This is a genomic window from Bradyrhizobium sp. CCGB20 (genome assembly GCF_024199855.1).
In the GTDB taxonomy this organism is placed as follows: domain Bacteria; phylum Pseudomonadota; class Alphaproteobacteria; order Rhizobiales; family Xanthobacteraceae; genus Bradyrhizobium.
The window spans coordinates 4,732,784-4,746,604 of record NZ_JANADN010000001.1 but is presented as its reverse complement, the minus strand read 5'-3'; the positions used below and the strand labels follow the sequence as shown (position 1 = coordinate 4,746,604).

The following is a 13,821-nucleotide window of genomic DNA, read 5'->3' as shown; positions in this document are numbered from 1 at the left end:
CCTCACAGCCAATACGCCACGCGATGGCGATATCTCGCGTAACAGCCGAGGCCGATGACGGCCACGACAGTGGCATAGATGATCCCGAGCAGCCATTGCTCCGGATCGGTCGGTTGCGACAATAGCGGCCTGCGCACGAGATCGAGCAGCGTCGCGAACGGATTGGCGCGGATCAGCCACTGGAACGCGGTGCCGCGCACGGCGTCCTCGGTCCAGATGATCGGCGTCAGGAAGAAGACGAATTGCAGGCCGCTGACGATCGCCGAGCCGATGTCGCGAAAGCGCGCGCAGAGCATGCCGAGAGCGACCGAGCCGCCGAGCAGGACGACGAGCAGGATCGCAAAGCCGGGCACCGCCAGCAGCATGCTCCCATGCAGCGGCCACGGCATCACGACATAGATCAGCACGACGATCACCAGATGATGCGCGAAGATGAGGACGTTGCGCGCGATCATTTGCAGCACATGCACGATCAGCGGCGCCGGCACTGCCTTGATCAAATGGCCCGACGCCACGAAGATGTTGGAGCCCTCCTGGAGCGTCGTTGCGATCAGGGTCCAGACGATCAGGCCGACGGCAAAGTGCGGCAGGAAGCCGGCGATGTCCTGCTTGAACAGTGCGGCGTAGACCGTGCCGACGCTGGCGATGGTCGCTGCGAGGGTCAGCGTGATCCAGAGCGGGCCGATCACGGTGCGCCGGTAGCGCAGCGAAATGTCCATCAGCGCGAGCGTGCCCCATCGATCGGGCCGCGCCGCCTGTGCAAGGATTTCCTTCGCCGCGAACTGAATTCGACTGCCCCTTCCGCTTCCGGCTTTCCGATGCCGTGGCAGGATAGCAGACCACAGCTCACCGGCCGATGGTGTCTATCCGGCCGCCTTGCACGGAGCAATCAACCGTACGGATGATGTGGGCCGAAGTCAGGCTCGCTTGCCGCGCCGGAAGTCGCGCCGGCGGCCCTTCGGAGCCGGTTTCGGCGCCAATTCCGGCATCTCGGCCTGCACCTCGCGGTAGCGTGTCAACAGCCGTTCAAAGCTGGCGTTCAGCGTCTCCGCGATGTCGGGGCGCTTCTCAAGACGGGCCAGGATCGTTGCGGCCGCCTCGATGGTCGACAGCCCGTCCTTGCGCGGCTCCTTGCGCAGGCGACCGTAGCGCGAGGGGTGCGCCGGGTTGAGGATGACGCGCTGGCATTTCAGCATCCAGGGATTGCGCCACCACAGCGCCTTGGCCTGGCTCCAGGTGCCGTCGAGCAGCACCACGCCTTCGAGCTTGCCGAGGAGCGCGCGCTGGTTGTCCGCGACCTCGCCCTTGCGGTTGAGCGCCAGGATCTCGCCCTCGGCTTCGAGATCGGCGGCGCGTGCCGAGCCGAGATAGAGCACGGCCCAGTGCGAGGCGTTCTCGACCGGGTGCCCCAGCGCCTTGGACAGGCTCGGCCAGGACAGGCCGACCCGCACCGTGGCATCTTCGAAATGCTTCGCCAGCAGCCGCGCGGTGCCGAGCGCCCTGTCCTGCTCCTGCGGATGCTGCAGGATCAGGAGCGAGAGCCGGTTTTCAATCGGCGTGACGCTGTCGCAGATGCACAGCGGCATCGGCTTCTGGCAGTGCGGACATTCGGGGATCGGTTCGGCCGGCGCGGCGGCGGTTTGGTTCGACATGGCCGCCGCTATACGCTTTGCGCAGGCGTTCAACAACCCGCCTATTCAGCCGGCGTGGCCAGCGGGCGCGGCTCGGAGCGGCGGCGCAGGCGGTCGATCAGGAGGTAGATCACCGGTGTCGTATAGAGCGTCAGGATCTGCGAGACGAACAGGCCGCCGATGATGGTGATGCCGAGCGGACGGCGCAGCTCCGTGCCGGGTCCGGTCGCGATCACCAGCGGAATGCCCGCGAACAGCGCCGCCATGGTCGTCATCAGGATCGGGCGGAAGCGCGCCTGGCAGGCTTCGAAGATCGCCTCGGCCGAGGACAGGCCGCGCTGGCGCTCGGCATCGAGCGCGAAGTCCACCATCATGATGCCGTTCTTCTTGACGATGCCGATCAACAGGATGATGCCGACGAAGGCGATCACCGTCAGCGGCGTGTTGGTCAGTTGCAAGGCGAGCAGCGCGCCGAGCCCGGCCGAGGGCAGCGTCGAGATGATCGTCAGCGGATGGGCAAGGCTCTCATAGAGCACGCCGAGCACGATATACATCGCCACCAGCGCGCCGAGGATCAGCAGGGGCTGGCGGCCGCTGGTCTTGGCGAAATCACCGGCATTGCCGTCGAAGCTGCCGCGGATGCCTTCCGGCATGTGCAGTTCCTCGACCGCGCGCTGGACGTTCTGGGTGGCGGTCTGCAGCGGCACGTCCGGCAACAGGTTGAACGACACTGTGGTCGAGGGAAACGCCTGCGAATGATAGACCGCCAGCGCAGCGAGCCCGCGCGTCGCATGCACCACGGCCGACAGCGGCACCTGCGCGTCGCCCGCGCCTGCGACATAGATGCGATCGAGGTTGGACGGGTCGACCTGGAATTTCGGGTCGATCTCCAGCACGGTCATGTACTGGTTGCGCTGGGTGTAGATGATCCCGATCTGCCGCTGCGAGAACGCGTTGTTGAGCGCGTTGTCGATGTCCTGGACCTTGACGCCGAGCGCCGAGGCTTTCTGGCGGTCGATCGACAAGGTCAGTTGAAGTCCGCCGGGATCGCGGTCGCTGGAAATATCCGTGATGCCCTCGACGCTCTCCATGCGCTTGGCCACGATCGGCGCCCACTTCTGGAGCAGGCCGAGATCGGTGCTGGTCAGCGTGTACTGGTAGTCGGAATCGCTTTGCCGCCCGCCGGCGCGGACGTCCTGGGCGGCGAACATGAAGAGGCGGATGCCGGGGACCGGGTAGAGGGCGCGCCTGAGACGGTCGATCACGACCTGCGTCGAGACGTGGTCGCGCTCCTCCGGCGGCTTCAGGCTGATGAACATGGTGCCGCGGTTCGAGGTCGCCGCGCCCGGGCCCCCGCCTCCGCTGCCGACGGTGGAGCCGATGCCGGCCACGGCCGGATCCTGCATCACGATGTCGGCGAGCCGTTGCTGGAGGCCCAGCATGGACTGGAACGAGATGTCGGCCGAGGCGCGCGTCGCGCCGATGACGAAACCGGAATCGTCGGTCGGGAAATAGCCCTTGGGGACCTTGATGTAGAGCGTCACCGTCAGCGCGATGGTGGCGAAGAACACCAGCAACGTCAGCAGCGGATATTGCAGCACGTTGCGCAAGCTGCGGGCGTAGAAGGCGACGATGCGCGACAGCGAGCCTTCGATCAGCCGATCGAACAGCGTTGCGGTCCCGGACGTGGTCTGCCGAATGTAGTGAGCGCAGATCATCGGCGTGACCGTCAGCGACACCAGCGTCGAGACCAGGATCGCGAAGGTCAGCGTCAGCGAGAACTCGCGCAACAGGCGGCCGACGATGCCGTCCATGAAGATCAGCGGCGTGAAGGCCGCGATCAGCGACAGGCTGATCGAGACCACGGTGAAGCCGATCTGCCGGGCTCCTTCAAGAGCTGCCTGGAGCGGCCGCATGCCATGCTCGAGATTGCGGTACATGTTCTCGATCATGACGATGGCGTCGTCGACCACGAAACCGACCGAGATCGCCAGCGCCATCAGCGACAGATTGTCGATCGAGAAGCCCGCGACCCACATGCCGGCGCAGGTGCCGGCCAGCGCCAGCGGCACCGAGATGCCGGCCGCGATCGTCGGCGTCAGCCGCCGCAGGAACACGAACACCACGACCATCACGAGGACGGCCGTCGCCAGCAGCGTCCACTGCATGTCGAGCACGCTGGCGCGGATCGTGCTGGTACGGTCGACCAGGGTGGAAATGTCGACGCCCGCCGGGATCCATTGCTTCAGCGCCGGGATCAGCGCCTTCACCCGGTCGACGGTGTCGATGACGTTGGCGTCGCCCTGCTTGGTGATCTGGATCAGCACCGCCGGCTGCTTGTTGAACCAGGCGATGGAGCGGGCATTGCGGACGGAGTCCTCGATGTCGGCGACGTCGGAAAGCCGGACGAAATTGCCGTTCGAGCTCTTGATGACGATGTCGCGGAACTCTTTCGCGGTGCGCATCTGCTTGTTGAGGGACAGCGTCTCGCTCTGGCGCTCGCCGTTGAAGATTCCGACGGGACCGAGCGGGTTGGCGTTGATGATCGCGGTTCTGACGTCGTCGGTGGCGATGCCGGCGTTGGACAGTGCGACGGGGTTGAGCTGCACGCGCACCGCCGGCTGATCGGCGCCGCTCACCGTCACGTCACCGACGCCCGGCACCTGCGAGATGCGCTGCGCGAGCACCGTGTCGGCGACGTCGTAGATCGCGCTGGCCGACAGCGTCTTCGAGGTCAGCGCCAGCACGAAGACGGGGGCGCCGGCCGTGTTCGCCTTGCGGAACCGCGGCAGCGTCGGCAGGTCGCTCGGCAGGTCGATCAGCGCGGCGTTGATCGCCGCCTGCACGTCGCGCGCGGCCTTGTCGATGTTGCGCCCGATGTCGAACTGGAGCTGGATGTTGGTCGTGCCGAGCGACGATGTCGAGGTGATCTGGTTGATGCCGGCGATCTCACCTAACCGACGCTCCAATGGCGAGGCTACCGTCGCCGCCATCACGGACGGATCCGCGCCCGGCCGGCTGGCCGAGACGAAGATCGCGGGAAAGTCGACGTTCGGGACCGAGGCGACGGGAAGGAACTCGTAGGCCACGACACCCAGCAGGAACAATCCGATCGACAGCAGCGTGGTCGCGACCGGGCGGCGGATGAAGGGCTCCGAGATCGATGCCATCACTGCATCCCCTCGGTCGCACCTGCGACCGGCGGGCCGCCGGATTCGGCCGGCGGCAGCGCCTGCTCGAGGCGGCGGTTGATACGGTCAAGCGCGAGGTAAATCACGGGCGTGGTGTAGAGCGTCAGCAGCTGGCTCAGCAGCAGGCCGCCGATGATGGAGATGCCCAGCGGAAAGCGCAGCTCGGCGCCGGTGCCGCTCTCGATCGCGAGCGGCAGCGCGCCGAACAGCGCCGCCAGCGTCGTCATCATGATCGGGCGGAAGCGCAGCAGACAGGCCTGCACGATGGCTTCGTTCGGCGACATCCCCTGCCCGCGCTCGGCCTCGAGCGCGAAGTCGATCATCATGATCGCGTTCTTCTTGACGATGCCCATCAGCAGGATGATGCCGATCAGGCCGATCACCGAGAGGTCCTGCCCGCACAGGACCAGCGCCAGGATCGCTCCGACGCCGGCCGAGGGCAGCGTCGACAGGATGGTGATGGGGTGGATGTAGCTCTCGTAGAGCACGCCGAGCACGATGTAGATCGTGATCACGGCGGCGAGCAGCAGCCAGGGCTGTCCGGCGAGCGCCTTGGCGAATTCGGCGGCGTCGCCGGCATAGACGCCGACGATGCTGTTGGGCATCTCGATCCGGGTCTCGATCGTCTTCACCGCTTGGACGGCATCGCCGAGCGCGGCGCCCGGGGCGAGGTTGAAGCTGAGCGAGATCGCCGGGAATTGCGCCTGGTGCGAGATCGCGAGCGGCGCGGTGGTGCGCTTCAGCGTCGCCACCGCGGAGAGCGGCACCTGGGCGCTGGGCGCGCCCACGACGCTGCTCGCGGCGCCCGGCAGATAGAGTTTTGACAGGATCGAGGGATCGCGCTGGTACATCGGCAAGGCTTCCAGCACCACGCGGTACTGGTTGGCCTGGCCATAGATGGTCGAGATCTGCCGCTGCGCGAACGCGTCGTTGAGCGTGTCGGTGATGCCTTGCAGGCTGACGCCGAGCTGTCCGGCCCGGGTCCGGTCCACATCGAGCTGTGCCCGCAGGCCGCCCTCCTGCGCCTCCGAGGAGACATCGCGGAACAGCGGATCGCGCCGCATCTCCGCGACCAGCTTGCGCGCCCATTCCGACACCAGTGCGGCATCGGTGCCGGTCAGCGTGTACTGGTATTGCGAGCGGCTCGACTGGGTCGAGATCTGCACGTCCTGCACCGGCTGGAAATAGACGGTCATGCCGGGGACGCCTGATACCCTCTCCTTCAGCCGCGTGATGACCAGGCTGACATCGTCGCGCCGCTCCCCGCGAGGTTTCAGCGTCATGACAAGGCGTCCGACATTGGTAGTCGGGTTGACCGATCCCGCGCCAATCACGGAGACGACGCCGACCACGTCAGGATCGGCCTTGATGGCGTCGGCAACCTCGGCCTGCCGCTTCTGCATCTCCGCGAACGAGACATCCGGACCCGCCTCCGTCACCGCCGTGATCGAGGCGGTGTCCTGAAGCGGCAGGAAGCCCTTTGGCGCGACGACGTAGAGAACGAGGGTCGCCACCAGCGTGGCGAACGTCACAAGCAGTGTAGCGCGCTGGCGCTCCAGCACCCAAAGCAGCGTGCGGTGATAGAATTCAACGGTGCGGTCGATGAAGCGGCTGATCGCGGCCAGCCCCGGCACCGCGAGTTCCTCATGGGCGTGCTTGAGCAGCCGCGAGCACATCATCGGCGTCAGGGTCAGCGAGACCACGGCCGAAGTCACGACCGCGATGGTTAATGTCAGCGCGAATTCGCGGAACATGCGCCCGACGAGGCCCGACATGAACAGCAGCGGGATGAACACGGCAATCAGCGACACTGTCAGCGAGATCACGGTGAAGCCGATTTCGCTGGCGCCCTTGAGCGAGGCCTCCATCGCGTTGTCGCCGTTCTCCATGTGGCGGACGATGTTCTCGATCATCACGATGGCGTCGTCGACGACGAAACCGGTGCCGATGGTGAGTGCCATCAGCGACAGATTGTCGAGGCTGAAGCCGGCGAAATACATGATGCCGAAGCTGGTGATCAGCGACAGCGGCAGCGCCACGCCGGCAATCAGCGTGGCCCGCAGCGAGCGAAGGAACAGCAGCACTACCAGCGTTACCAGCACGACGCTGAGGATCAGCGTGAACTGCACGTCGCGCACCGAGGCGCGGATGGTCACGGTGCGGTCGGACACGATGGTGAGGTTCACGCCGGCCGGAATGGCGCGCTGGACCTTTGGAATCTCGGCCCGGATCTGGCTGACGACGTCGATGACGTTGGCGCCAGGCTGGCGCTGGATGTCGATGATGACGGCCGGCGTGCCCTGGTACCAGCCACCGGTACGGTCGTTCTCGAGGCCATCGACGATCTGCGCGACGTCGGCGATCGTGACCGGCGAGCCGTTGCGGTAGGCGATGATAATAGGCTTGTAGGCGTCGGCGGCGGCGATCTGGTCGTTGGCGGCGATGATGTAGGATTGCTGGGCACCGTCGAGCGAGCCTTTCGGCCCGGATACATTGGCGTTGGCGATCGCGGTGCGCAGATCCTCCATCGCGATGCCATAGGCCGCAAGCCGCGCAAGGTCCGCCTGGATGCGAACGGCCGGCTTCAGCCCGCCGAGCACCGAGACGCGCCCGACGCCGGAGATCTGGCTCAGCCGCTGCGCCAGAAGCGTGTCGGCGATGTCGCTCATCGCCCGCAGCGAGATGGTGTCGGAGCGCAGCGCCAGCGTCATCACCGGTGCGTCCGCCGGGTTCACCTTGGCGTAGGTCGGCGGATAAGGCAGCGTCTTGGGCAGCACGCCGGCCGCCGCGTTGATCGCGGCCTGAACGTCCTGGGTCGCACCGTCGATGTCGCGGTTGAGATCGAACTGCAGCGAGATCTGGCTGACGCCGAACGAACTCGTCGAGTTCATCGCCGACAGCGACGGGATCTGGCCGAGCTGCCGCTCCAGCGGCGCGGTGATCAGCGAAGCGATCACGTCGGGGCTGGCGCCCGGAAGCTGCGTCGTCACCTGCACCGTCGGGAAATCGACCTGCGGCAGCGCCGAGACCGGCAGCGCGAAATAGCCCAGCAGCCCGCCGATCAGCAGCGCGATGCCAAGCAGCGAGGTCGCGATCGGACGGCGGATGAAGGGTTCGGAGACACCCATGGGATCTGCCTGCCGCTCAGGCGGCTGTTGTCGGGATCATGGCTGCTTGGCTCCACTTCCCGATGCTCCTGGCCCCGGCGCCGGCCCGGTCTGTCCCTTCTGGTCGCCTTCGCTGCTGCTTCGCCTGGCGCGGTGTTCGCCGTCCTTGCCCGGCCCGTCCTTCTGGCCTTCCTTCTTTTGAGCGTCCGGCCCTCGCGAGCGCTTGCGCGGGGCGAGATCGGCCGACGGTGTCTGGTCATCGCGGCCGACGACCACCTTGGAGCCGTCGGACAGATTGGCAAAGCCGGTCGTGACGACCTTGTCGGTCGGCGACAGGCCGTTGGCTATCACGGCGTCATGCTCGTTCTGCTGCGTCACGGTCACGGGCTTGGCCGAGACGACATTGTCCTCGCCGATGACATAGCTGAAGGTGCCGATCGGTCCGCGCTGCACCGCCGATGTCGGCACCACCAGCGCCTGCATCAAGGTCTCGACCTTGAGGCGGACATTGACGAACTGGCCCGGCCAGAGCTGGTAATTGGCATTGGGGAATTCGGCCTTGAGCTTGAGCGTGCCGGTGGTCTGGTCGACCTGGTTGTCGATGCCGGTGAGTTTTCCCGTGTCGATCACGGTAATGCCGTCATTGCCGAACACGTCGACCGCGAGCGTGCCCTTCGACGCAGCCGCGTTGACGCGCATGATCTGCTGCTGCGGCAGGCTGAACCACACCGCGATCGGCTGCAATTGCGTGATGACGACGAGGCCCGTGGTGTCGGCGGCGTGGATGATGTTGCCCTGGTCGACCTGGCGCAGGCCGGCGCGGCCCGAGAGCGGCGCCACGATCTTGGTATAACTCAGCGTCGCCGCCGCATTGTCGATCGCGGCCTGGTCGGCCTTGACCAGCGCCTCGGTCTGCGCGACCAGCGCACGCTGGGTGTCGGCCTGCTGCTTGGAGCCGGCATTGGAGGCAGCGAGCTGCTCGTAGCGCGTGAGGTCGATGCGCTGGTTGGCGAGCTGCGCCTCGTCCTGCGCCTTCTTGGCGACGGCCTGGTCATAGGCGGCCTGGTAGATCGCCGGGTCGATCTCGCCGAGCACGTCGCCCTTCTTGACGTCCTGGCCTTCGATGAACTTCACGGCGATCAGCTTGCCGTCGACCTGCGAGCGCACGGTCACGGTGTTGAGCGCGCGGATCGCGCCGACGCCGTCGAGATAGACAGGCACGTCCTGGATGCGCGGGGTCGCCGCCAGCACCGGCACCGGCAGATCGGGCCGCTGGTTGCGGCCGTTCGCCTGCTGCGGCTGCTGGTGCCAGACGGTCCATCCGAAATAGCCGAGCCCGGCGAGGATCGCGAGGGTGATCAGGGTCATGACGAAGCCGCGGCCGCGCGATGTCTTCGCCGTCCCTTCTTTCGCGCCTTCCTTCGTTTCCGGCTTAAAGAGCATTGACCGGTTTCTCCATGCGCGGCTCCCAGCCGCCGCCGAGCGCCTGATACAGGCTGACGATGGCAAGAAGCCGTGCGAGTTGGGCCTGGGACAGCGCGTCTACCGCCTGGAACAGGGTCTGTTGCACGTTGAGCACGGTCACGATATCGGCGGTGCCGGCCCGCAATTGCTGCTCGGCGAGTTCAAAGGCGCGGCGCGAAGAGCTGACCACATCGCGCTGCAATTGCAGCTTGATCGTGGTCTGCTTGATCGAGAACAGCGCGTTGTCGACGTCCGCAAACGACTGGATGATGGTCTTGCGGTAGGTCTGGAGCAGTTCGTCCTGCCGCGCCTTGGCGAATTCGAAATTGCCGAGGATCTTGCCACCGTCGAAGATCGGCTGCGTCGCGCTGCCGACGAGCTGGAAGAAAGCCGCATGCGGCTGGAACAGCGACACCAGCGCCGAGCTCTGATAGCCGCCATTCCCGGTGAGCTGGATGGACGGAAAGAACTGCGCGCGGGCATTGCCGATGTTGGCGGTGGCGGAGGCAAGTTGCGCCTCCTGCCGGCGGATGTCCGGCCGCTGCGTCAGAATCTCCGACGGCAGGCCGGGCGTCACCTTGGGGATCGCGATGCTGTTCAGCGAGCCGCCGAGCACGCGCACGCTCTCCGGCGGCCGGGACACCAGCACGGCGAGCGCGTTGACGTTCTGGTCGAGGGTCTGGCGCAGCGGCGGCACCAGCGCCTTCTGGTTGGCGAGCAGGCTCTCCTGCTGGGCGACGTCGAGATCGGTGCCGGTGCCGGCTTTGCGGCGCTCGCGGATGGCATCGAGAACGCGCTGTGCGCTCGCGATGTTCTGCTGCGCTGTCTTCAGACGATCCTGTGAGGCCAGCACCTGGAAATAGGCGTTGGCGACGCCGGCGAGCGTCGTCAGCGCGACGACGTCGCGATCGAAGCGGTTGGCGTTCGCCGTCTCTTCCGCCGTTTGCAGCGCATCACGGTTCTGGCCCCAGAAATCGAGCTGGTAACTCGCGCTCAGGGACGCCGAATAGTTGACGACCTCGCGGCCGCCATTGGTCAGGCCTGACGCGCTCGAGCCCGAGGTGCGCGAATAGGTCTCCGAGCCGCCGCCCGACAGGCTCGGCAGCAGCGCCGCGCCCGCCTGCCGCGCCTGGGCATCGGCCTGGACGATGCGCGCGACGGCAGCGGCGATGTCGAGGTTGACGGTGTGCGCCTCCTCCATCAACTGCGTCAGCTCCGCCGAGCGGAAACCGCGCCACCAATCCAGCGTCGGGGGCGCATCCGCCTTGCCGGCGTATTTGTAACTCGCGGGTACATCGAGCGCGGGATCGGGCAAATCCTGCGTCAGTACGCAGGCGCCTGAACTGGCGGCAAGGCACGCCACGGCGACCCAGCGCGCCGCACGCAGCGTCCGGGACGTAAGGCCAGGAGATCGCCGCATGGCGACCGCAGGACCGTCCTGTGTCACATCCACCCCCCGCCGGGCAGATCGAACCGCCACCGCGCAGCCGGATTAACCGATTCGCGGGCTAACGGCCGGGGGCGTTTATGTAACTCGTTCACAGCCGTGATGCTTTCTGCGGAACCTGAAATCCATACTAGCGGGGCGCGGAACGGGGGGACAGTCCCGCACCTGCGAAATGCGGCTCCGAATGCACCGAGGGCGCGTTCGCGAAAATTCAAAATATGCCTGTGTCACAAGGCTTTTTGGCATTTCGGCGCAGCTCCGAGTCGCATTCAAGCTTACCAAGATTTCATGTGATATTGCCGCCACGCCGACGCCAGGACCACCAGTCCCTACAGGCACTCCACTGAAAGCTGCGCCGCAGCGCACCGCTGCTTGACCGGCCCTGGGTGAGCGCTCGGCGCGCAATGATCGGGGGGATGGTCTGCCATTGCGCTGTGCACGCGACGGCGGATTGCTGGAGGTACCCCACCAGCACCTTGGCGGCCGCCGCAACGCGCACCTATATGATTGGAGCTGACCGTTTGCGGGGCGCGCTCGGATCCAGGGGTATGAGGCGTATGGCGCGCCCGGCTTGCGGCCGGACAGTATCCGTTCAAGTGATGGATCCGCCGATGTCGAATGCCATCTGTGTGAGTTCGGACACGATCGACACAGTGCTTGCCGATCTGCCGCGCATGGTTCGCCTTGCGCTCAGCTTCGGCGCGCGGCTGCGGCGCGGAACGCTTGACGTCACCCTGCCCGACGGACGCGTGATCCGTCTCGGCGGCCAGGAGCCGGGCCCGAATGCGGCGATGCGGCTGCACAATTACGGCTTCGCCTCGCGTCTCATCAACGCCGGCGACATCGGCGTTGCCGAAGCTTATCTGGCCGGCGACTGGGACACGCCGGACTTGACGCAATTCCTCTACCTGTTCTGCGTCAACCACGATCTGATCCAGGCCATGCTGAGCGACAAGCCGCTGATGCGGTTCGTCCAGATGGTGCAGCACTGGTTCAACCGCAACACCCGCCGTCAGGCGCGGCGCAACATCCACGCCCATTACGATATCGGCAACGCGTTCTATTCGGCCTGGCTCGACCCGAGCATGACCTATTCCTCGGCGCTATTCGAGGAGACCACGTCCGACCTCGCGGCAGCCCAGACCAACAAATACCGCCGGCTCGCCGAGGCGCTCGACTTGAAGCCCGGCCAGACGCTGCTCGAGATCGGCTGCGGCTGGGGCGGCTTCGCCGAGTTCGCCGCAAAGACTTTTGGCACGCACGTCGTCGGCCTCACGATCTCGACCGAGCAGCGCGACTTTGCACAGAAGCGCATTCACGAGGCGGGCCTTGCCGACAAGGTCGAGATCCGTCTTCAGGATTATCGTGACGAGCGCGACCGCTACGATCGGATCGCCTCGATCGAGATGATCGAGGCCGTCGGCGAGCAGTTCTGGCCAAGATATTTCGCGCAGCTTCGGGACCGGCTGCTGCCCGGCGGACTTGCCGGCATCCAGGCGATCACCATCCAGGACAAATTGTTCCAAGGCTACCGGCGCGAGGTGGACTTCATCCAGCACTACGTCTTCCCCGGCGGCATGCTGCCCTCGCCCGCCGTGCTCAAATCGCTCGGCGACAGGTTCGGCGTGCCCGTCATCCGCGAGCGCATCTTCGGGGAAGATTATGCCAAGACGCTGGCCACCTGGCGGAATAACTTCCGCGCCGCCTGGCCGGGCCTCGTGCCGCTCGGCTTCGATGACCGGTTCCGGCGTCTCTGGGAGTATTATCTGTCCTATTGCGAGGCCGGATTCTTGTCCGGGAATATCGACGTCCGGCAAGTCATCTTCGCAAAGCAGCAATAAGAGTTTGCAGGGGTCGGCTTGCAAGGGGTCGCTTGTAAGGCCCGCGACCCTACTTTAGGGTCGCGCCCACCTTATGAACCAGCCGGTAATTGCCTGACATGACCATCAAAAATGACGTTGTCGAAGCCATCGGCAACACCCCGCTCATCAAGCTCAAGCGCGCCTCCGAATTGACCGGCTGCACCATTCTGGGCAAGGCCGAGTTCATGAATCCGGGCCAGTCGGTGAAGGACCGGGCCGGCAAATGGATGATTTTGGAGGCCGAGAAGCGCGGCGAGCTGAAGCCGGGCGGTCTGGTGGTGGAAGCGACCGCCGGCAATACCGGCATCGGCCTTGCGGTCGTTGCGGCCGCGCGGGGCTATCGCACGCTGATCGTGATCCCGGAGACGCAGAGCCAGGAGAAGAAGGATTTTCTCAAGCTGTGCGGCGCCGAGCTCCTGGAATCGCCGGCACTGCCCTACTCCAATCCGAACAACTACCAGCATGTAGGCCGCCGGCTCGCGGACGAGCTGCGCAAGACCGAGCCGAATGGCGTGCTGTTCGCCGACCAGTGGAACAACCTGGACAATGCCAAGGCGCATTACGACTCGACCGGCCCCGAGATCTGGGAGCAGACCGGCGGCAAGGTCGACGGCTTCGTCTGCTCGGTCGGCAGCGGCGGCACGCTCGCCGGTGTCAGCCGTTACCTGAAGGAGAAGAACAAGGACATCCGGATCGCCTGCGCCGATCCGCATGGCGCCGGCATGTATGAGTACTTCAGGACCGGCGCCGCCAAGGCGACGTCCGGCGATTCCATTACGGAGGGCATCGGGCTCGGCCGCGCGACCGCGATCGTGGAGAGCGCGAAGGTCGATGACGCCTATCTCATTCCCGATGCCGAAGCGGTCACGGTGATCTACGAGCTGCTCCAGCACGAAGGCCTCTGCCTCGGCGGCTCCACCGGCATCAACATCGTGGGTGCGATGCGCCTTGCCAAGCAGCTCGGGCCCGGCAAGACGATCGTCACCGTGCTCTGCGATTCCGGCAGCCGCTACCAGTCGAAGCTGTTCAACTCCGACTTCATGCGCGCCAAGAACCTGCCCGTGCCGGAATGGCTGGAGAAGCGCAGCAACATCAAGTTGCCGTTCGTCTAAGCCGGAA

General features: G+C 65.8%; 8 protein-coding genes. 2 read left to right on the top strand and 6 right to left on the bottom strand.

The genetic code is table 11. The features are described 5' to 3' along the window. Positions 1 to 2 precede the first annotated feature (2 nt). From NLM15_RS21960 to NLM15_RS21935, 6 genes are all read right to left on the bottom strand, one after another. The gene (locus NLM15_RS21960) at positions 3 to 719 is read right to left on the bottom strand and encodes an ABC transporter permease (RefSeq protein ID WP_254119319.1); all 717 of its coding nucleotides are present in this window, start codon (positions 717 to 719) and stop codon (positions 3 to 5) included. Positions 720 to 917: 198 nt separating this feature from the next. Next, positions 918 to 1,652, bottom strand: a complete 735-nt coding sequence (locus NLM15_RS21955; protein ID WP_254119317.1) for a tRNA-uridine aminocarboxypropyltransferase — start codon at positions 1,650 to 1,652, stop codon at positions 918 to 920. Between the two features lie 41 nt (positions 1,653 to 1,693). After that, entirely contained in the window at positions 1,694 to 4,801 is a 3,108-nt protein-coding gene (locus NLM15_RS21950) for an efflux RND transporter permease subunit (RefSeq protein WP_254119315.1), read from the bottom strand. Continuing rightward, complete coding sequence (locus NLM15_RS21945) at positions 4,801 to 7,950, bottom strand: efflux RND transporter permease subunit (protein WP_254119313.1); 3,150 nt, start codon at positions 7,948 to 7,950, stop codon at positions 4,801 to 4,803. Before NLM15_RS21945 ends, NLM15_RS21950 begins: the two co-directional genes overlap by 1 nt. A 36-nt stretch (positions 7,951 to 7,986) precedes the next feature. Then, on the bottom strand, positions 7,987 to 9,372 hold the full coding sequence (locus NLM15_RS21940; protein WP_254119311.1) for an efflux RND transporter periplasmic adaptor subunit: 1,386 nt from the start codon (positions 9,370 to 9,372) through the stop codon (positions 7,987 to 7,989). Continuing rightward, positions 9,362 to 10,846, bottom strand: a complete 1,485-nt coding sequence (locus NLM15_RS21935) for an efflux transporter outer membrane subunit (RefSeq protein WP_254119309.1) — start codon at positions 10,844 to 10,846, stop codon at positions 9,362 to 9,364. The genes NLM15_RS21940 and NLM15_RS21935 overlap by 11 nt, the downstream gene beginning before the upstream one ends. A gap of 605 nt (positions 10,847 to 11,451) precedes the next feature. Between NLM15_RS21935 and NLM15_RS21930 the strand changes: the two genes are divergently transcribed. Both NLM15_RS21930 and NLM15_RS21925 read left to right on the top strand, forming a co-directional pair. Beyond that, positions 11,452 to 12,681: a cyclopropane-fatty-acyl-phospholipid synthase family protein gene (locus tag NLM15_RS21930; protein WP_254119308.1), complete on the top strand. Its 1,230-nt coding sequence runs from the start codon at positions 11,452 to 11,454 to the stop codon at positions 12,679 to 12,681. Between the two features lie 98 nt (positions 12,682 to 12,779). Next, positions 12,780 to 13,814 (top strand): cysteine synthase A, encoded by a 1,035-nt coding sequence (locus NLM15_RS21925; protein WP_254119307.1) that lies wholly within the window; start codon positions 12,780 to 12,782, stop codon positions 13,812 to 13,814. Positions 13,815 to 13,821 lie beyond the last annotated feature (7 nt).

Coding starts and splice junctions, on each gene's coding strand:
- NLM15_RS21960 (WP_254119319.1), bottom strand. CDS start 719: ATGGACATTTCGCTGCGCTACCGGCGCACCGTGATCGGCCCGCTCTGG.
- NLM15_RS21955 (WP_254119317.1), bottom strand. CDS start 1,652: ATGTCGAACCAAACCGCCGCCGCGCCGGCCGAACCGATCCCCGAATGT.
- NLM15_RS21950 (WP_254119315.1), bottom strand. CDS start 4,801: ATGGCATCGATCTCGGAGCCCTTCATCCGCCGCCCGGTCGCGACCACG.
- NLM15_RS21945 (WP_254119313.1), bottom strand. CDS start 7,950: ATGGGTGTCTCCGAACCCTTCATCCGCCGTCCGATCGCGACCTCGCTG.
- NLM15_RS21940 (WP_254119311.1), bottom strand. CDS start 9,372: ATGCTCTTTAAGCCGGAAACGAAGGAAGGCGCGAAAGAAGGGACGGCG.
- NLM15_RS21930 (WP_254119308.1), top strand. CDS start 11,452: ATGTCGAATGCCATCTGTGTGAGTTCGGACACGATCGACACAGTGCTT.
- NLM15_RS21925 (WP_254119307.1), top strand. CDS start 12,780: ATGACCATCAAAAATGACGTTGTCGAAGCCATCGGCAACACCCCGCTC.